The 20,840-nt window shown below is 61.5% G+C and carries 11 protein-coding genes and 1 pseudogene; 10 read left to right on the top strand and 2 right to left on the bottom strand.

What is annotated here, in order from left to right:
• Window positions 1-86: 86 nt before the first annotated feature.
• From IVB05_RS25815 to IVB05_RS25805, 3 genes and pseudogenes are all read left to right on the top strand, one after another.
• Window positions 87-377 carry a hypothetical protein gene (locus IVB05_RS25815; RefSeq protein ID WP_247778749.1) on the top strand — a complete coding sequence of 97 codons (291 nt, stop codon included), beginning with the start codon at window positions 87-89 and terminating at the stop codon, window positions 375-377.
• 50 nt (window positions 378-427) lie between these two features.
• A pseudogene (locus IVB05_RS25810) lies at window positions 428-697 on the top strand (dihydrolipoyl dehydrogenase); the annotation flags it as partial.
• A gap of 85 nt (window positions 698-782) precedes the next feature.
• Window positions 783-2,234 carry an aldehyde dehydrogenase family protein gene (locus IVB05_RS25805; protein ID WP_247778748.1) on the top strand — a complete coding sequence of 484 codons (1,452 nt, stop codon included), beginning with the start codon at window positions 783-785 and terminating at the stop codon, window positions 2,232-2,234.
• Window positions 2,235-2,294: 60 nt separating this feature from the next.
• Here IVB05_RS25805 and IVB05_RS25800 read toward each other — a convergent pair whose 3' ends face one another.
• A complete protein-coding gene (locus IVB05_RS25800; RefSeq protein WP_247778747.1) occupies window positions 2,295-3,041 on the bottom strand; it encodes a glucose 1-dehydrogenase in 747 nt (248 codons plus the stop codon).
• Window positions 3,042-3,424: 383 nt separating this feature from the next.
• Here IVB05_RS25800 and IVB05_RS25795 point away from each other — a divergent pair, with 383 nt between their 5' ends.
• Window positions 3,425-3,931: a hypothetical protein gene (locus tag IVB05_RS25795; protein WP_247778746.1), complete on the top strand. Its 507-nt coding sequence runs from the start codon at window positions 3,425-3,427 to the stop codon at window positions 3,929-3,931.
• A gap of 101 nt (window positions 3,932-4,032) precedes the next feature.
• On the opposite strand, the gene IVB05_RS25790 is transcribed toward IVB05_RS25795, so the two are convergent.
• On the bottom strand, window positions 4,033-4,401 hold the full coding sequence (locus tag IVB05_RS25790) for a hypothetical protein (protein WP_247778745.1): 369 nt from the start codon (window positions 4,399-4,401) through the stop codon (window positions 4,033-4,035).
• A gap of 413 nt (window positions 4,402-4,814) precedes the next feature.
• On the opposite strand from IVB05_RS25790, the gene IVB05_RS25785 reads away from it, so the two are divergent.
• The 6 genes from IVB05_RS25785 to IVB05_RS25760 all read left to right on the top strand — a co-directional run bounded on the left by IVB05_RS25785 (window position 4,815) and on the right by IVB05_RS25760 (window position 20,840).
• Window positions 4,815-5,975 (top strand): amidohydrolase, encoded by a 1,161-nt coding sequence (locus IVB05_RS25785; protein ID WP_247778744.1) that lies wholly within the window; start codon window positions 4,815-4,817, stop codon window positions 5,973-5,975.
• A 349-nt stretch (window positions 5,976-6,324) separates the two neighbouring features.
• Complete coding sequence (locus IVB05_RS25780; RefSeq protein WP_247778742.1) at window positions 6,325-8,685, top strand: TonB-dependent receptor; 2,361 nt, start codon at window positions 6,325-6,327, stop codon at window positions 8,683-8,685.
• 380 nt (window positions 8,686-9,065) lie between these two features.
• Window positions 9,066-9,296: an MbtH family protein gene (locus IVB05_RS25775; RefSeq protein ID WP_247778741.1), complete on the top strand. Its 231-nt coding sequence runs from the start codon at window positions 9,066-9,068 to the stop codon at window positions 9,294-9,296.
• A gap of 21 nt (window positions 9,297-9,317) precedes the next feature.
• A complete protein-coding gene (locus tag IVB05_RS25770) occupies window positions 9,318-10,073 on the top strand; it encodes an alpha/beta fold hydrolase (protein ID WP_247778740.1) in 756 nt (251 codons plus the stop codon).
• Entirely contained in the window at window positions 10,042-11,010 is a 969-nt protein-coding gene (locus tag IVB05_RS25765; protein ID WP_247778739.1) for a TauD/TfdA family dioxygenase, read from the top strand. The genes IVB05_RS25770 and IVB05_RS25765 overlap by 32 nt, the downstream gene beginning before the upstream one ends.
• Before the next feature lie 50 nt (window positions 11,011-11,060).
• On the top strand, window positions 11,061-20,840 hold the full coding sequence (locus tag IVB05_RS25760) for a non-ribosomal peptide synthetase (RefSeq protein ID WP_247778738.1): 9,780 nt from the start codon (window positions 11,061-11,063) through the stop codon (window positions 20,838-20,840).

Genomic DNA, 20,840 nt, shown 5'->3' with positions numbered 1-20,840 from the left:
TCTTCTGCAAAAAACGAATATCGCACAAAATAATGGGAAATTCACCTGCTGACTCGGCGATACAGTCCTGTCGAGGAGATCAGCAAATGCCGTCCACCGCATGTCGCGCTTCGTCCGTCGTCTTCAGGGCCATCGCCACGGATTCGCTTGCCGCGGCGTCCCAGCTTCTGGCCGATGTGCAGCGCTTTGGGCTGCGGATGATCGAATTCCGGATGATGGTTGATGTGGAGGGAGGGGCGGCCATCGACTTCGGCATCGACGCAAGCCCGGACCGCGATCCTGCGGTTCTCCGCTCCCGCTTTGCACGGCATCCCACTCTCCGCTCGGTCGAGATCGTTGGACGATCGCCGGGCAAGACTGAAGGCGCGGCGCCATGAACGTGCTGCCTCTCACCTTGCACGTTCCCGAGCCGCTGCCGCGCTAGGTCGCGACATTTCCCTTCGCCGCCAATGGTCGAGCTCTGACGCAGATGAATGATGGGGGTTTCGTGCGGATCGTCGCGCGGGCCAACGACTACCTCGTGCGGGCGCGCAGGCGGGGGGCGGGAGTTTCGGAATTGACGTCGTCGCTGGCACTTGCCATTGAAATGGGGGCGGTGCTCGAGGACATCGCCGGCACCATCGGCGCCCATCCGACGCGGAGCGAAGCGATCCACGAGGCTGCGCCTGGCGCATTGGGACGCGGCTTGCATTTCTGATGGAAACGAAAACGAATTTGGTGGCAGCGAACTTGGCGGAAACGTCCTGCACGACTTGCAGCAGGATCAAACTCTGGAGCGCATCTTGTCGAAATCTGAACGGGTTTACCGCAACTACATCGCCGGCCGCTGGATCGATGCCGCCGATGGACGTCGCCTCGAGATCCTGGATCCGTCTGACGGCTCGCATCTTGCCGACATTGCCCGCAGCGGCAGCGAGGACGTCGATCGCGCGGTGCAGGCAGCTCGGGCGGCGCTGGCCGGCGATTGGGGACGCATGTCGGCGACCGACCGTGGTCGCATCCTGCATCGGATCGGCGAGGGCGTCCTGAAGAATATCAATTTGCTGGCGGAGCTCGAAGCACGGGACGTCGGCAAGCCACTCAAGCAGGCGCGGGCCGACGTCGAGGCGCTGGCGCGCTACTTCGAATTCTACGGTGCTGCGGCCGACAAGGTTCACGGTGACACCATCCCTTACCGGTCGGGATTCACGGCAATCACGCTTTATGAGCCTCACGGTGTGACCGCCCATATCATTCCCTGGAACTATCCGATGCAGATCATCGGACGCAGCCTCGGTGCGGCCCTTGCCATGGGCAACGCCGCCGTCGTGAAACCGGCAGAGGAAGCCTGCCTCACGGTGATTGAGTTTGCCCGCATTGCGGAGGAGGCGGGATTGCCGCACGGCGCGCTCAACCTTGTCACCGGGACCGGCGAGGAGGCTGGCGCGGCATTGTCCGGCCATCCCGGCATCAATCACATTTCCTTCACGGGTTCGGTGACGACTGGCGCGCTGGTCCAGGCGGCAGCCGCACGGAATGCGGTGCCGGTCACGCTGGAGCTTGGCGGTAAATCGCCCCAACTGGTCTTTGCCGATGCCGATCTCGATCGGGCCCTGCCGTTCCTGGTGATGGCGGGCATTCAGAACGCCGGCCAGACCTGCTCCGCTTCGTCGCGCATCCTGGTCGAGCGCTCGATCTATGAAGAGGTCGCAGCACGCATGGCCGATGCCTACCGAAAGCTGAAGGTCGGGCCGGCGCTGTCCGACCTGGATGTCGGCCCGATGGTCTCCCGCCGGCAGAAGGAAATCGTCGAAGGGTATATCGGCCTGGCCGAGCGTGACGGCGCGCGTCTCGCCGCGCAGGGCACGATCGTGCCCGAAGCGCCTGCCGGCGGCGCCTATGTCACGCCGACGCTGATCCGCGACGTTTCGCCCAACCACCGCCTCGTGCAGGAAGAGATATTCGGGCCGGTCCAGGTCATCATGCCCTTCGATGGCGAGCAGCAGGCGATCGATCTGGCGAACGGTACGCCGTTTGGCCTTGTCTGTGGAATCTGGACCAACGACGGCGGGCGGCAATTCCGCCTGGCGCGCGCCATTCAGTCGGGACAGGTCTTCATCAACAATTACGGCGCCGGCGGCGGAATCGAGCTGCCGTTCGGCGGCGTCAAGCGTTCGGGCCACGGCCGCGAGAAGGGCTTTGAAGCCCTCTACGGCTTTGCAACGACCAAGACGATTTCGATCTATCACGGCTGATGGTTGACGGCTGCGAATGCCGGCGGTGACTCCGCCGCCGGTATTCGCCACGTGATCGCGTCAGATGCAGCGGCCACCGTCGACTTCCATGGCGATGCCCGTGATCATGCTTGCCTCGTCGGAACACGGGAAAGCAGCGGCGTTGCCCATGTCTTCAGGTGTGGAGAAGCGGCCGATTGGAATCGTCGACAGGAATTTTGCGCGGATCTCGGGCGTGTCCTGTCCCATGAAGGTCTTCAGGAGCGGCGTTTCGCCGGCGACGGGATTGATGGCGTTGACCCGGATACCGAACGGCGCAAGCTCCACGGCCATGGCGCGCGTAGCCGTGATGACCCAGCCTTTCGAGGCATTGTACCAGCTCAGGTTCGGTCGCGGACTGACGCCGCCGGTGGATGCGACATTGAGCACGACTCCATATTTCTGCTGCTTGAAGTGCGGCACGATGGCCTTGGCGCCGTAATAGATGGACTTCATGTTGACGTTGGCGATCCTGTCGAACATTTCGTCTGTCACCGTTTCGATCGATTGCGGCGTGTGACCGACGCCGGCATTGTTGACGAGGATGTCGAGCCCTCCGAAATCCCGATGGGCTTTCTGCACCACTGACGCGAAGCCGGATTCGGTGGCGATATCCGCAACTGCTGCGATGGCTTTATCGCCGAACAAGCCGGCCACTCGCTCTGCCGCGGCCTGATCGCGATCGGCCACGACGACGCGGGCGCCTTCGGCGACGAATTTGCGGACGGTGCCTTCGCCGAAGCCGGAGCCGCCGCCTGTCACGATCGCGATCTTGTCTTTCAGTCTCATGGCAGTCCTCGTTGTTGGAGAGTGTTCAACATTGGTAGTCATCAGCCGATGGGGGAAAACGTGCCGGGGAGGGGACAACCGGCGGAGGGGCTGCAATCGATCGGAATGCCGCGAGAACCGGTCCGCCTCGCAGAAGGGGGCTTATGGGTTCGGGAGCGAGAAGGCCTTCCTGATCAGGAGGATTCGTCGAGAACGCTCGCTCTTGCCGCCTGCGCTGTGTTGTGCCTGTCACCCCATACGCCGCGCGACCTTTCCAGGTGCCGTCGGATGGTCGCTTCGGCTCCGCTGCGGTCAGGCGAGCATCTCGTCGCCTGCCATTTGGCCTGATCCGGGCCCTCTCAGAGGAGCGAGTGTTTGATTCTATCAATTGATTAGAAGATGGCGTGGGCACCGGGAGATCCAAACATCGTTCTGACTGGACCCGCGCCGGCCAAACCGAAGTAAGCGTCACGCAGTCGGGCTGGTTGTTTCCCAGTTTCGAGCCATTCAAACTATTGAACGCAGACGATGGCTTGATGGCCGTCACATCAGGGCGTATCGATCCCTTGGCGCTGGCGCAAACGAGTAAGGGGACACTAGCAGTCATGCAACCAGTTACTGATAGCGAATCTGCCGGCGCGGAGATGCATCGGTCCATCATGACAGCCTTCTGCGATGTCCTTCGCACTACCCAGCTGTCGCCCATGACGGTGATGAGTCTCGCCGCGTCGGCTCTCGGAACCGTCTACAGGGAAGTCGCCGATCAGCATCGTTGTGAGGGCGGTTGTCCCTGCGGCTGGAAGCCGGATCTGCGCGCGGATGTCGAGGCACTGCAGGCCGCGCTGGCAGCGACAACACAAGTTATCCCGTCTGCTGACTTGCGCGCCATGCAGGCGGCCGGACGTGCATGAGCAATGATGTGCGCGATCCCTGCCAACCTCGTGCATGGCGGTTGGGTTCGACGCAGCCGTCTACGTTGATCCTGCCGTCTGCTTCGGAAATCCTGTCATGTTCACGGTCGGTGATCGCTGACATCGACGCCGTCGGATTGAAGGCGGGCTCCCAGCTTGTGCTCGCCGCCGTACTTGCGTCGGGCGCCAAAATGGCAAATGACGGTATCGAGGCTTTCGCCTGGCATTCGCAACCTGCGCCCATGCTGAGCCAGCCAGGCCTCGATCGTTGCGATCGATGCCTTTCCAAGCCCGGGTATTTCCGAAAGCTCCTGCTTTGTGTGCAACGATAGTATTTCCGGCAAGAACGCAGCACGGTCGGCGACGCACCGTACAACCAATGGTGCGTACGGCGCATTTTCCGTCAACTGAATGATCCGATCCGGTAAAACTGATTCAGGTTTGGCGGCTGCGCTCTTTATCTGGACCATGAGACAGACTTACCTTCGACACCGTGGGCAGGGCTGAATTGGATTGCTTCTAGGTCTGGTCGCAAAAAAGCGCGACTGCGTCAAATCATCACAACTCGTACGTGTGTGTGCGTTAAAGGAAAGACTTGGAACGTTTCTAATGATGAGGGGTCGTTCGGCTTGTTGCTCCGATGACTGGGTTTTCGAGCGAGCTCGGCGAGCCGTTTGAATCGCTTCCGATGGTTCTTTCAAACTGTTCTAAGCTCGGTTCGATGCCAAATTTTGATTGATTCAAAATCGACGGTACCCGAAGCGATCGTTCTACTTGCGACGCGAGTGGTGATAATGATCAGGTTCCCGCCTTACGACACGTTCCTGTTGGCAGGTGATGTCATCAGCAATGCCCAAATTCCGGGCCTACTGAACTGAGCGTTATGAGCAAGAGCACGTTTTTGGCTGAGCACGAACTGTCTGAGCTTGCCGTGTGGCGACAGGAACTCCACAGCCGACCCGAATTATCCGGACACGAAGAGAAGACTGCGCAGGCAGTGCAAGCGGTTCTCCGAGCCACAGGTGCCGATCAGGTTATCACGGGACTGGGTGGGCATGGCGTTCTCGGAATCTATCAAGGCGAGAATTCCGGTCCGACGATCATGCTTCGGGCCGAGTTGGACGGATTGCCGATTCAGGAAATCTCGGAACTGCCGTATCGGTCGTTGGTACCCGGAAAAGCGCATCTTTGCGGTCACGACGGTCACATGACTATTTTGGCCGCGGTGGCGCGTGGCTTGAGCCGACAGCGTCCGTGTCGCGGCCGGGCTGTGCTGCTATTCCAGCCGGCCGAGGAGGACGGATCCGGCGCGGCTGCCGTGCTCGCCGACAAGAGATTTGAGCAGGTGCGGCCCGATTTTGTTTTCTCGCTGCACAATTTGCCGGGACTTCCCCTTGGGCAGGTCGCGGTCGCCGAGGGTTTGGTCAATTGCGCGTCACGCGGCATGCAGATCGTATTGTCCGGACGAACCGCACATGCATCCAGCCCCGAACTCGGTGTTTCGCCGCAAGCAGCAATCGCCAGACTGTTGGGCGAGATCAACGCGCTTGGACGGGGCGGAGTGCTCGACGAAGGGTTCTCGATGGTCACGGTCACCCATGCGAGATTGGGAGAACCCGCGTTTGGCATCTCACCCGGCCATGCCGAAGTCTGGGTGACGCTCAGGACGCTGACTGATTCGAAGATGGACGCCCTTCGCACGCAGGCCGAAAGCCTGGTCCAAAGCGTAGCGGAAAGCGAAGGCCTGAGGGCGGAGATCACTTATCGCGACGTGTTCAATCATTGCATGAATGACGCGGAGGCTGTCGCCCATCTCAGGAACGCGCTGGATGCAGAAAGCGTGCACTATTCCGGGCAGGGACTTCCGCTGCGGGGATCGGAGGATTTTGGACGGTTCAACTACCGGTCAAAAGCCGCGATGTTTTTCCTCGGGGCGGGCGTTCAGCACCCCGGCCTGCATGAGCCGGACTATGATTTTCCGGACGAATTGATCGAAGTCGGCTCGCGAGTCTTCACCCGCGCGTTGCGCAATCTGTTGGGTTGAGATGGCGTGCAGTGAGGCATCAGGCTGACCGTTCGATAACGAACGTCCCGCCATTGAGCGACGTTTCGAGAGCCGCGTATCGATTCCTGATGTTGCGAGCTCGCAGGAAAAACGCGTCGCGATTCGGTCGATCGCTTCATTCGACTTCGCGTGTGATTTGCAAATTTAGAACGCTTAAAAATTTCAGCGCGTTAATTTAGAACGATTAGAAAGCGCGGTGTTGCTTCATCGCCACTGAAGCAATCTGTTGTGCGCGCGCACCGTTACCTTAGATGGCTTCTACTCGCTGTTTCCACTTGCGAAGTTAGAACGAGCCCCGTGACCTGCTTGTGGGCTTTGGGGTGGAAGTATGACGTATCAAGTCGCGGCCAGAAATGTTGTGCGCGCTGTTTCGCTGGGAGCGGTGAGCTACCTTGCTCTCTCTCTGGACTTTGCGAGCAGTCAGAAAGCGTTCGCGCAGAACTTGCCGCCCGTCACGGTCGATGCTCCAAGCCAGCAGCGAGCGCGGCCAGCGGTACAAAGATCGCAAACGTCCACGTCACGCGTGCAGCGCCGTGTCGCCGCGCCGGCTCCTCGCAGGGTCGAGCCCGTTCCATATGTAGTGCCTTCGACCGGCACGGTCGGCACGGTGCCGCCTGCCTACGCCGGCGGACAGGTGGCGACGGGCGGTAGTCTTGGCCTTCTCGGCAACCGCAGTGTGATGGATACGCCGTTTAACCAGACGAGCTACACGGCGGAATTGATCGCGAATCAACAGGCGCGCACGATCCGCGACGTGCTGATGAATGATCCCTCGGTGAGGGTCATTCAGGCAGCGGGCGGCGGCGCCGACAGTCTGTTTGTTCGGGGTTTTTATCTCGACAGTGGCGATTATGGGCTGAACGGCCTATATGGAATCGCGCCGTACTATTCCATCGGGGCGAATTTTATCGAGCGTGTCGAAGTCCTGAAGGGCCCGAGCGCTGTGCTCAACGGCATGACTACTGGCGGTACCGGTGTTGCGAGCGGCGGTGCCGTCGGCGGCAGCGTCAACCTCATCACCAAGCATGCTCCCGACATCGACATTACACGGCTGACGAGCACTTACGTTTCCAAATCGCAGTTCGGTGGGAATATCGACGTCAGCCGGCGTTATGGCGAGCACAAGGAGTGGGGCGTTCGGCTGAACAGCACCTACTCCAACGGCAACACGCCATGGAACCGTCAGACCGACGAATTCGGCAACGTTGTTCTCGGCCTTGATTATCGGGGCGAGAACGCGCGCTTGGCGGTCGATCTCGGCTACCAGGCGGACAATCTGAATCCGCCCATGCGTTTCTTTAACATTCCCGCAACAACAACGCTTATTCCTCCTCCACCGAAAGCCGGACACAATTTCCAGGTTCCTTGGGCCTATTACGCACCGACGGACTTCTTCTCGACCGTAAAAGGCGAGGTGGATGTCAACGACTGGATAACCGCCTATGCGTCGTTTGGTTATCACGACAGCAATATCAACTATGCCTATCCTTCGCCCAACATCTCCAATGTCGCGCCGGGCGCGTTAACGTCCCCTCCGGGGGCATTCCAGTTGGGAGGTCTGTGGTCGCGGCCGTTCGCCGGCAAGGAGACGTTCGAGACGCTCGCGGGTGAGACTGGCATTCGTGCAAACGTGGACACGGGTCCCGTCAATCACGCGTTCAACATCAACTACTCCATCAACGACCGAACCTATAACCAGAAGATCTGGACGCGGTCGGCTAGTCCTCTAGCCGACATAATTTTCTGGAACCTCTACACCGATCCGACCAATATTCCCAAGCCCAATTTCACGACATTGTCCGCCAATCAGCTAACCAACGTGAATATCACAAGCGTCGGCGTTTCCGACACCATGTCGCTGCTCAACAAGCGTATTCAGCTGACGGTCGGAGTTCGTCGTCAGACGGCTGGCAGCGAGGTGACGAATTATCTCACGCCCGGTCTGAGCAGGCCGGAGACAGATATGTCCGTATGGACCCCGGCTTATGCTCTCGTGTTGAAGCCGGTCGAGAACATCTCGCTGTACGCAAACTATATCGAAGGACTCCAGACACCGCATGTCGTGGGTGCCGGGTTCACCAATATCGGGACCGTGTTCCCTCCCGGCCAGACCAAACAGGCTGAAGCGGGCGTGAAAATCGATACGGGTCGTCTGACGACGACCATGAGCGTGTTCGATATTACGCAACCAAGCATCATTGCGGTTGGTAGCGTCCAACTTCTCAATGGCGAGCAGCGCAATCGTGGCGTCGAACTCAACGTATTCGGCGAGATCACACCCGCGATCCGGTTGCTCGGTGGCCTGGCCTTGATCGATGGCAAGCAGGTCAGGACGGCCAATAACGGAGCGACAGACGGCAGGACTGCGGTTGGCGTTCCCGCTGTCACCGCCAATATCGGTGCGGAGTGGGATACGCCGTTCATGCGTGACCTGACGCTCACGGGAAGGGTCATTTATACCAGTTCGCAGTATGTCAACGTAACCAACACCCTCACGCTTCCGGAATGGACGAGGGTCGATATCGGAGCGCGATACACCTTTACGTCGCCTTGGAACGGAAAGCCGATCGTGATCCGCGCCAACATCGAGAACGTCTTCAACGAAGCTTACTGGGCCTCGGCCTATAGCGGCGTAATCACGCTTGCTGCCCCGCGCACCTATCTCTTGTCTACGACGTTCAATTTCTGAGCGCCGCCGCTGCACTCCTTCAGACAATTGTGCCGCCACAGATCCTGTCCTGCGGCGGCATTTTTGTTTCCAATGCTTGTCGCATGCGCGCACATCGAAACTGATGTCAATGTGATGAAAATAATCCGGACGTAGACTGTGCGATTTCGAAAATCGAAAATTGTTCCGATCTCACAAATTAGAATTGCAAGAAACTGCGTATCGTTTTTCGAATCAGTGACTTGTCATGCGCGTTTTCCCGCAAGCGCGGAGGTTGCATCGTGTCGCGCTATCGCCACCTTGGAGCTATTAAAAACTTCGTCGCCGATATTGCTTTGACCATCATTTGCTTCTGACCTAGTCAAACGCCATTGCTTTCGTTTTCTGAAAGGGGCCGAGCCATGATGGTGTTCGACAGAGACGACGTCACCTTCACCGTCGTTATCAATCACGAAGAGCAATATTCCATCTGGCCGACGTTCAAGGACATTCCAGACGGCTGGAAGGCGGTCGGCAAGACCGGCACCAAGAAAGAATGCCTGGATCACATCGAGCAGGTGTGGACCGACATGCGTCCGTTGACGCTTCGCAAATTCATGGACGAAACGGCGCCTCCGCAAAAATCGGCTTGATAAACGGAGTCCTGTCTTCCGATGCGGCTCTTTTGTCTGCCTTACTCCGGCGGCAGCGCCATGTTCTATGCGCGATGGCGCAGGCTGCTGCCCACATGGATCGATGTCCGGCCGGTCGAGTGGCCGGGACGCGGCGCGCGCATGGACGAGCCATTGGCGACCGATCCCCGAGCGCTCGCATCGCAGCTCGCCGCGGAGATTCATACTCGGCTTGATGGTCCGTATGCGCTGTTTGGACACAGCCTCGGTGCGCTGATTGCGTTCGAACTCACGCACAGTCTGCTCGATCGCGGCGCGCCCGCGCCAGCCGTTCTCTTTGCGTCAGGCGCCGAGGCGCCGTCTGTTCGCGATGGCAGCATATGGCGCCTGCCGTTGAGCGACGACGCATTGCTGGAGGAACTGCGCAACCTGCAAGGCACGCCGGACGAAGCACTGTCGAATGCCGAGCTCATGCGGTCGGCATTGCCGGTGCTCCGCGCCGATTTCCTGATGTGCGGCGCCTATACCTATCGGCCGCGGTATCCGTTGCCGTGTCCCGTGCACGTCTTCGGCGGCGTTGACGACGAGACCAGCCGCGAATCGCTGCATGCCTGGCGGCGGGAGACCTCGGCGGGGTTTACGCTCGACGTGCTGCCGGGACATCACTTCTTCATTCACACACAACAAGCCGAGCTGCTCGACCTGATCGGATCGGCCTTGGCCCGGCAATCGGGACGATCGATTGGTTCGCATTGGAGCAAGGATCATGAGCGCATTCTCCGTCCTGCCACTCGTTGAGGGCAAGAGCCTTCCGTTGTTGCTCAAGGCCGATAAAGCCGGTCGGCCGCTCGGCGCAGCGCTTCCGATGCTGCGCGACACCATCGATCGGCACTTGACCGATTGCGGCGGCATCGTGTTTCGCGACTTCTCTCTCGATGGCCCCGACGCGTTTCGGGCTTTCGCGGCTGATTTCGGTCATCCACTGCTCAGCTACGAGTTCGGATCGACGCCGCGCTCGCAGGTCACTTCGGGTGTTTACACGTCCACCGAATACCCGCCGCACCAGCATATTCCGCTGCATAACGAGCAGGCCTATACCCGCGATTGGCCGATGAAGATCTGGTTCTATTGTATGCAGCCGGCGCAGGAGGGCGGCGAGACGCCGATAGCCGACAGCCGCGCAATCCATCGCGATATGCCGCTGGCCATTCGGGAGCGTTTTGCCGAGAAGGGCGTGATGTATGTGCGTAACTACGGCAACGGCCTCGATGTCGACTGGCAGCAGGTGTTCGGCACCGATTCCAGGTCGGAGGTCGAGGCCTATTGCGCCCGGCATGACATCGACTGCGAATGGAAGGACGACGGTGAGCTTCGCACGCGCCAGATTTGCCAGGGCACGGCGCGTCACCCGGTAACGGGGGACTGGGTCTGGTTCAATCAGGCCCATTTGTTTCACGTCTCAAATCTTGAGCCGGAGGTGCGTGAGAGCTTGCTCGACGTCGTCGGCGACGAGGTCGACCTGCCGCGCAACGTGTTCTACGGCGACGGGTCACCGATCGACGACGCAACGCTGTCCACCGTGCGCAACGTGTTGAAGACGCACAAGATCAGCTTTCCCTGGCAGGCCGGCGATGTCGTCATGCTCGACAACATGCTCACTGCTCACGCGCGCGCACCGTTCAAGGGGGCGCGCAAGGTGATCGTCGCCATGGCCGAGGCTCATCGGCAGAGCTGATCGACCCGCGGCGGGATTTCGATCGCATCCGAAACTGGATTCTCAAGCGAATGCACAAGGACAATCTCGTCGAACGGCTGCGCGATCATGCCATGTTGCGTCCGGATCGGGTGGCGTTGCGCTTCCTCGAAGGAGATAATGTTGCTGATGAGCTGACGTTTGCCGCGCTCGACGCCCGGATTCGGTCCGTTGCAGCCCAGTTGCAGCAATTGGGCGGCGCGGGCGAGCGGGCGGTGATTCTTCTGCCAAGCGGACTTGACTATGCCGTGGCATTCTATGCGTGTCTGTATTCGGAAGTAATCGCTGTTCCGGCGTATCCACCGGAGGGTAGCGCCGATCGTTACGCAGGGCGTCTCAACGGAATTTTGCGCGACGCGACGCCTCGTTTCATTCTGACGGAAGCCGCTCTGTGCGCCATTGTAGAAGGAGCGCTTCCCGAACAGGCCGACGTCCAGATTATTGCAGTGGATGCGATCCCGCCCGAACTCGCTGCGGAGTGGCGAGAGACGAGGCCCGCGGCGGATGCTGTCGCCTTCTTGCAGTACACGTCCGGATCAACGTCCCAACCAAAGGGAGTTTGTGTCTCCCACGGCAATTTGACCGCCAATGAACGTGCTATCCAGGCGGCTGTCGAAGGAACGCTCGATGATGTCTTCGTCAGCTGGCTGCCGCTTTATCACGATATGGGATTGATCGGTGGACTGCTGAATCCACTATTCACGGGCTTTACCGCCGTTCTGATGTCGCCGCGCAATTTTCTCGAGCGGCCGCGACGCTGGCTTGAGGCCATCGATCGTCACGGCGGCACGTTGAGCGGTGGGCCTGATTTCGCCTACGCGTTGTGCGCCGACCGCGTTTCCGATGAAACGATCGGTCGGCTTGATCTTAGCCGCTGGAGATTCGCATTCTCTGGCTCGGAGTTTGTTCGCAAAACCACGCTTCAGAGATTCGGCGAGCGGTTTGAGCGTGCCGGTTTCAGTCACCTCGCGTTGACCGCCTGCTATGGCCTGGCTGAAGCGACGCTGCTGGTGACGGCAGGTAACCCATCGACCGAAACCGTCAGCTATACCCTTGATACGGCGGCGCTTGCCGCGGGTCGTGCTGCAAGCGCCGACGAAGGCACCGACCTGGTGGCCTGCGGTCAAACGGTTGCCGATCATGCCACGCGCATAGTGCGCACCGGCGGTTCGGCCGCGGCAGAGGCTGACGAGGTCGGCGAAATCTGGGTTGCCGGTCCCAGCGTTGCGCTTGGATATTGGAATAACCCGGAAGCTACCGACAAGGCATTCGTCGAGCGCGACGGCGTACGTTGGCTCCGTACCGGAGATCTCGGCTTTATTCAGGATGGTACGCTGGTCGTGACCGGCCGGCTCAAGGATTTGCTGATCGTTCGCGGGCAGAACGTCTATCCGACGGATGTCGAGCAGGCAGTCGAAGCCGATGTCAACTCTGTCCGCAGCGGGCGCGTGGCCGCTTTTGCTGTCGAGATCGATGGACGGGAGAGTATCGGCGTCGCAGCCGAGTTCAGCCGTACCGTTCTCAAGCGTAGAGATCCGGAAGCACTCGCCCACGCAATCGGCGAGGCCGTGCTTCGGCAGGCGCAGGAATATCCGGCTGTCATCATTCTGTTGAATCCGCAGGGAATGCCGCTGACGACCAGCGGGAAGCTGCAGCGCTCGGCGTGCCGCGCGCGTTGGGCCGACAACACGCTGGACAGTTTCATGGTCTTCGAAAGAGGGCGCAGCCGCGATGGCGTCCCGCTGACGGCACCCGCAAGCGATACCGAACGCGCCCTGGCGTCGATCTGGCGCGATGCGCTCGGCGTGCAGGCCGTTCATCGAGAGGATGATTTTTTCGTATTGGGCGGAAATTCGATCACGGCCGGGCAAATCGCCGCCGCGATCCGCGAACGTTTCGGTGTCGAACAGGAGCTGCGCAGCTTCTTCGACACGCCGACGCTCGCAGCCCTCGCAGGCCGGGTCGATATCCTGGTGCATGAAGGAGCGGGACGGACTCTCCCGCCGATCCAGCGGGCCGCGCCGGCCGATCGAGTAACCTTGTCCCATGAGCAGGAACGGCTGTGGTTTCTCTGGAATATGGACCCCGGCGGGACGGCGTACACGGTTGCGAGCACGATCCGGCTGAAAGGAAAGCTCGATCATGCGGTCTTGTCGCGGGCGGTTGCGGAAATCGTTCAGCGCCACGAGGTGCTGCGCACCACGTTTGTCGCGAAAGAAGGTCGCGGAGAGCAGGTCATTCACGATGCCATGAGCGTCGGTATTCGGTACGAAGACCTCCGCGGATATCCCGCGCGCGATCGCGCCGAACATGCCGCGGAGTTCACGCGGTCCGAACTCGGCAAACCGTTCGATCTCGTCAACGGTCCTCTGTTGCGGGCGACCCTGCTTCAGCGCGGGGACGAGGAACACGAACTGCTGCTGCTTGCCCATCACATCGTCGTCGATGGGTGGTCACTCAATGTGATGCTCGAAGAGCTGGCCGGGCTCTATCGCAGCTTCATCCGGGAGGATTTCGGTCGGCCGCCGGTACCGATGATTCAGTATGCGGATTATGCCGCCTGGCAACGAAACTGGCTCGCGGGAGGTGAGGGAGACCGGCAACTCGCCTACTGGCGTACGAAGCTGGGCGACACGCACCCGGTGCTGGCTCTGCCGCATGATCGGCCGCGGTCGGCGGCGCAAAGTCATGGCGGGGATACGATTCGCCTTACGATCGACGGCGCGCTGGCCGCCCGGCTCAGGGAGATCGCCGGCCAACACCGCGCGAGCGTCTTCATGCTGCTGCTCGGTGCCTATCAGGCGCTTCTGTATCGTTATGCGGGTCAGAACGATCTGCGTGTCGGTGTTCCGGTGGCCGGACGCCGTCACGCGCAGCTCGAACGCCTGATTGGATGCTTCGTCAATACGCTGGTGCTGCGTGCGGAGATCGTTGACGGCGCGACTTTCCCGGACCTGCTCCAGCAGGTCAAGGAAGCGGTGATCGAGGCGCTGTCCCATCAGGATCTTCCGTTCGAAATGCTTGTCGACGGTCTGCGGCCCGAACGCAGCGGCGGTCACAACCCGCTGTTCCAGGCGAAGTTCAATTACATGATGGCGCCCGGCGGATTTGATGGCGTCGATGGACTTGCTGCCGAGACCCGCATCCTGGACCTCGCGGGTTCTCATTTCGATCTCGCGCTCGACATCGTTGACGGCGCCGACGACATGAGGGCGACCTTCAACTACGCCACCGATCTTTTCGACTGGGCAACAATCTCGCGACTGGCGACACAGTTCGGCTCGTTGCTCCGCCAGATCGCGGAAGACGCAGAACGCCTTGTATCGAACTTCGTTATCGACGAGGCGAACCGGCAGGTCTTGCCAAGCCAGACAGCTGCGTTTCGATTCACCGATGTGGTCAGCCTTCATCGCGCATCGACGGCCGATCGCCAGGCAGCGGTTGCCATTCAATGCGGCAGCGAGACATTGACTTACGCGGACCTCGAGCGGAAGTCGGACAGTATCGCGCGCATGCTCGCCGCCAAGGGCGTGACACGGGAAACGCCGGTTGGACTCTGGATCGAGCGCTCGCCGGCTTTCGTTGCGGCGGTGCTTGGCGTGCTCAAGGCCGGCGGAGCCTATGTGCCGCTCGATCCGAAATGGCCGCTGGAGCGGGTGCGGGGCATCCTGACGGACGGGGGCATCGAAATCGTGGTGGCGGCCCGTGAGAAGCTGGCCGAGGCGCTTACGCTCGATTGCCTTGTGTTCGATGCGGACGCCGAAGCTACCTCCGAGGAATTGTGGAGCGCGGTTCCGGACAGCGTGATCCATCCGGCGCAGACCGCCTACGTGATCTATACGTCGGGATCGACCGGGACGCCAAAGGGTGTCGCCGTCTCGCACGGCGCGCTGGCCAATTATGTCCAGGGCCTGCTGCAGCGCGTGCATCCGTCGCCAATGACAAGCATGGCGATGGTTTCGACCGTTGCGGCCGATCTGGGTCACACCGTGCTGTTCAGTGCACTTGCGTCTGGAGTGACGTTGCATCTGCTTCCGCCGGAAGCGGTATTCGATGCGGATTCCTTCGCGCACGCGATGCGGGACGGCGAAGTCGGTATTCTCAAGATCGTACCCAGCCATTTGCGAGGGCTGCTGCAGGCGTCCCGCTCGGCCGATCTCCTGCCCCGCGATGTCCTTATCCTTGGCGGCGAGGCCTGCGACGTGGCGCTGTTGAACGAAATCCATCAATTACGGCCGCAATGCCGGATTCTGAACCACTATGGACCGACGGAAACGACGGTCGGTGCGGTTACCCATGAATGCGAACTCGCACGCGAGGCAGGTTCAGTTCCCATTGGCTTGCCGCTCGCCAATCTGCGCGCCCATGTGCTGGACGACGCGCTGACCGAGGTGCCAATCGGCGTCGCCGGAGAACTCTATATCGGAGGCGCCGGGCTGGCGCGGGGCTATCGTGGCCAGCCTGGCCTGACCGCCGAACGCTTTGTCCCCAGTCCGTTTGGGCCGGCCGGAGAGCGGCTCTACAGGACCGGGGATCTTGTGCGCGGCGATCAGTCGGGCCGGCTGGTGTTTCTCGGCCGCGGGGACGATCAGATCAAGTTGCGTGGCTATCGCATCGAGCTTGGCGAGGTGGCGCGCGCGATCAAGGCATTGCACGAGATCGATGATGCGGTGGTCATGGCCCGCGCCATCGGAGCCGGCGCCGAACGCCAGGAACTCGTTGCCTATTGCGTGCCATTGTCCGGCTTGACGCCGAAGGCGGACGTGATCAGGCAGCAACTGGCTGCCGTCGTGCCGGAATATATGGTGCCGTCGCGTGTCATTTTGCTGGAGCGCTTGCCACTTACGCCAAACGGCAAGGTGGATCGCAAGGCGCTGCCCCAGCCGGATCAAGACACGGCTGTCGCGAACTACGCGGCGCCTGAGGGAGAGACCGAGGAGGCGATCGCCGCGGTCTGGCGCGAGGTACTCGGTCGGGAACAGATCGGCCACAACGACAATTTCTTTGAACTCGGCGGCGATTCAATTCTCAGCCTGCAGATCATCGCGCGGTTGCGCAAGCGCGGCATTCGTCTGACGCCGAAACAGGTGTTCGGACAGCAAACCGTGGCGCGCCTGGCAACCGTCGCGGCCATCACGGCCGTGCCCGCCGCAAGGAAAGAGAAATCGAAGGCGGAGATATTCGTCGAGAGTGATCGGGTAGCCGGCATGCATCGCCTGCTGCCGATCCAGACCCGCTTTTTCGATGACGACGCCGGCAACCGGAATCACTGGAACCAGGCCGTGCTGCTGGTTCCTCAGTCGCGGCTGGACTGGGAGGTGCTGCGACGCGCGCTCGCGGCGATCGTGGATCATCACGATGCGTTGCGCTTGCGGTTCGAACAGGTGGACTGCACGTGGCGGGCGGAATATGGCGCAGCGCCGGCGCCATCGGAATTGCTTTGGGTTCGCGCTGACGTGAGCGACGCGGCCCAGGTCACGGCGATCGCTTCTGCTGCACAGGAAAGCCTGTCGCTGCCGTCGGGTCCGTTGCTGCGTGCGGTGGCAATGGATCTGGCGGATGGCAGCCAGCGGCTCCTGATCGCGACCCATCATCTGGTTGTTGACGGTGTGTCGTGGCGGGTCCTGTTGGAAGACCTGTCCTCGGCCTACGGTCAATTCAAGCAGAGCGTCGCTATCGTGACGCTGCCGCCGAAGAGCGAATCCTATGCGTCGTGGGGAGAGCGGTTGCATTCCTATGCGAGAACGCAGGAGCTCGCAGACGAATTGCCGTTCTGGCTCACGTGCGGGGCGGGACCAGGCCTGCCTTGCGATGACGATCATGGTGGCTCCGATCTTGTCGGTGACGGCGACGAGGTGTCCCTGATCTTCGATGGCGAATTGACGTCGAAACTGCTGCAGGAAGCGCCATCCGCCTATCGGACGCAAGTCAACGATCTGATGCTGGCGAGCCTTGCGCGCGCCGTCTCGCGCTGGTGCCAGCTCGACGATCTCTCGATCGAGCTCGAGGGCCACGGCCGCGAGGACATTTTCCCCGGGGCGGATATTTCCCGCACGGTGGGCTGGTTTACGACGGCTTTCCCGGTGCGGCTCAATGGCGGATCAAGCGACGACGCGTCCCTGATCAAAGCGGTTAAGGAAAAGCTCCGCGCCGTCCCGACCCGCGGACTTGGCTATGGCGTGTTGCGCTATCTCGGCTCCGAACAGCAACGCAACGCTCTGGCGCAGTTGGCAGAGCCGCAGATCGTCTTCAACTATCTCGGCCGGTTCGATGGCAGCGTGGGTGCTTCCTCGCTCTTTGACTTCGCCCCGGAGAGTTCAGGCCCGTCACGGAATGGTGCCGCTCGCCTCCGGGGCTGGCTGAACATCACCGGTCAGGTGCGTGAGGGACGTCTGCGGCTGTCCTTCGGATACGGGCGCAAGCGCTATCGGCGGGAAACGATCGAACGGCTGGCGCGACTGTATGAGACCGCTCTGCGCGAACTGGTGGTGCATTGCTGCAGTGGCGCGTCCGGCCTCACACCGTCCGACGTTGCGTTGTCCGGCCTCGGCCAGGCCGGTCTCGACCGGCTGGGGACTGCTCTGGATCTGCGCGGTATCGAAGACATCTATCCGCTTTCACCAATGCAGCAGGGCATGCTGTTCCACGCGCTCCGCGATGGTGTTGACGATGTCTATGTAAACCAGGTCGGTCTCGAAGTGTTTGGCTTCGATGCCGGCAAGCTCAGAGCTGCGTGGCAGGCGGTGAGCGACCGGCATGCGGCGTTGCGGACCGGCTTTGTTTGGCAGCACCTGCCGGGCTCGGCGCAGCAGGTGGTGTACCGTCATGTGGCGGTGCCATTCGTCGAAGAGGATTGGCGCGATCGGGCGGCGGCGCTGGAACACAGCGGCGAACGCGCTGAGCTGGATGCCGCGCTGGCGGAAGTATCACGGCGTGAACGCGAAAATGGCTTTGATGTCTCGCGACCGCCGTTGCAGCGGGTGCGTTTGATCCGTCTCGATGACAAGCGTCACTGGCTGATCTGGACCCATCATCACATTTTTATCGATGGCTGGAGCTCGGCGCGGCTGATCGCGGAAGTGGTGCAGCACGTAAGCGGCAGCGCGCTGCCGGCGGTGCAGGGCAATTATCGCGACTACATCGCGTGGCTGCAGGGCCGCGATCATGCCGCGGCAGCCACATTCTGGCGTGATGCGTTGGCAAAGCTGGACGTGCCGACGTTGCTGGCGAATGCGCTGGTATCGAACGACACGGCGCCGGAGGCCGCAGGTCATGCCAGCATCGCGCTTGCGGTGAGCGCGGAGTTGACCGAACGGCTGAAGGCATTTGCGAAGCGGGAGCGGGTGACGCTCAACACGCTCATTCAGGGGGCGTGGGCGCAGTTGTTGCGGCGGCATTCGAGGCAGGGTGCAATCTGTTTCGGGGTGACCGTATCGGGCCGGCCAGCGGAACTGGCGGGCTCCGAGGAGATGGTCGGCCTGTTCATCAACACGCTGCCGATCGTCGATGCGACAACTCCGGAAGCCAGTGTCGGCGATTGGCTGCGCCAATTGCAGGAGCAGAACCTGGCTTTGCGCGAGCATGGCTGGACGCCGCTGTACGAGATCCAGCGCCTCGCCGGTTATGCCGGGCAGACCCTGTTCGATAGTATCCTGGTGTTCGAAAACTACCCGATCGACGAGGCGTTGCGGCGAACGGGGGAGGGCGGCCCGCGGCTGGGGCGCGTGGAACACGTCACACCCACGAACTATGCGCTGGCAGTCGCTGTGTTCGCCGGAGCGGATGCGCTCAATCTGGAGTTCAATTACGACCGGGCTCGTTTCGACGGAGCCGGGATCCTGCGCCTGCGAGACGGCTTGTACGGATTGCTGGAGCAGATCGCGGTCAATTCAGAGCGGTCGCTGGGCGATCTCGGATTGTTCGACAATGACGAAGCAAGGCGAATTCTGGACTGGAGCGACGCAGCGGCTTTGGCGGCACCGAGGTCGTCTTCTTATGCCGGCGTCGTCGGGCATATCGAGGCGCGGGCCGCGCAGGCGCCTTCTGCCGTTGCATTGACATGGGGCGATGAGTCCGTCAGCTATGGTGAGCTGAACGCTCGGGCGAACCGGCTGGCGCGACGCCTTCGTCGCTGGGGCATTGGTCCGGATCGCCTGGTCGGTCTGGCGCTGGCGCGCAGCCCGGACATGATGGTCGCGCTGCTGGCCGTCCTGAAAGCAGGCGGCGCCTATCTTCCGCTCGATCCGGACTATCCAGCCGAGCGCCTCGCCCACACGCTGCGCGACAGTGCGACGAGGCTGGTATTGACGCAAAGCGCGCTGCTCCAGCGTTTCGCGCCGGTGCTGCGCGAAACCGGGATCGAGGCCTTGCGCCTCGACGAGTCGCAGCAGTGGCGCGTCGGCGACGACGCGAGTAACCTCGATGTCGAGATCCACCCGGACAGCCTGGCCTATGTGATCTACACGTCGGGTTCGACTGGAACGCCGAAGGGCGTGGCGGTCTCGCACGGGCCGCTCGCCATGCATTGCGAAGCGATCGGCCGGCTGTACGGCATGAACTCGCGTGACCGCGAATTCCAGTCGGCTTCGATCAATTTCGATATCGCCCACGAACGATGGCTGGTGCCGTTGATGACGGGCGGATCGCTCGTCCTGCCCTCCAGGCCGGGCCTGCTGATCGACGACCTCGTCGGCGAAATCGAGAGAAATTCGGTCACAACGCTCTTTCTGCCTCCGGCCTACGCCGACCAGTTGAGCGAAGCGTTGCGGCACAGCGGCCGCAACCTTTCGCTGAGGGTCTGCATCGTGGGCGGCGAAGCCTGGTCGGATGCCGGAATCAAGGCGTTTCGCCGGGCAGCCAAAGTCGATCGCCTGATCAATGCCTATGGCCCAACCGAGACGGTGATTGCGCCGACGGCGTGGATTGTCGACGACGCCGCGTTGACGCCGGGACAACACGCACCGATCGGACGGCCCGTTGGTCTTCGGTCCGCCTATATTCTCGACGCTGACCTCAACATGGTGCCCACCGGCGTAACGGGCGAGCTGTTCATCGGTGGCGTGGGGCTGGCGCGGGGCTATTTGAGGCGCAGCGCACTGACGGCGGAACGGTTCATTCCGGATCCGTTCGGCAGCAACGGCGCACGGCTGTACCGGACCGGCGATCTGGCGCGATGGCGGGCTGACGGTGTGATCGAGTATGTCGGACGCGCGGACCATCAGGTGAAGATCCGCGGCTTCCGGATCGAATTGGGAGAGATCGAAGCGCGCTTGCTCGAGCAGCGCGGCGTGCGCTCCGCCGTCGCGGTGACACGCGAGGCCAGGGCGGGACGTCAGTTGATCGCTTATGCGAGCGGCGAGGCGGCGCTCGACGGTCCGGCGCTGCGCGATGCGTTATCGGCTGTTCTTCCGGACTACATGGTTCCATCGACAATCGTCGTGCTCGAGCAATTGCCGCTGACCCCGAATGGCAAGATCGATCGGCGGGCGTTGCCGTCACCACACGAGGACGTGGCACGTCGCTTCTATGCGGCGCCCGAGGACGAAATCGAGATCGCGCTGGCGACGATCTGGGCCGAACTGCTTGGCGTCAGCCAGATCGGGCGCAACGACCACTTCTTCGAGCTCGGTGGGCACTCATTGCTCGCGGTGCGGCTGCTCAGCCGGGTGTCGCAGGATCTCGGCGTGTCGATACAGATTTCGGATCTGTTCGTTCATCCGGAACTCGCCCAGTTCGCGCGGATCGTGATCAGGCTGATCGAACGCGAGTTCGATGCAGAAGAACTTCAAGATCTGATCGCATCGGGGTTGTGA

The sequence above is a fragment of the Bradyrhizobium sp. 170 genome, assembly GCF_023101085.1.
GTDB lineage: Bacteria > Pseudomonadota > Alphaproteobacteria > Rhizobiales > Xanthobacteraceae > Bradyrhizobium.
This window is presented reverse-complemented; position numbering and strand designations above follow the sequence as displayed.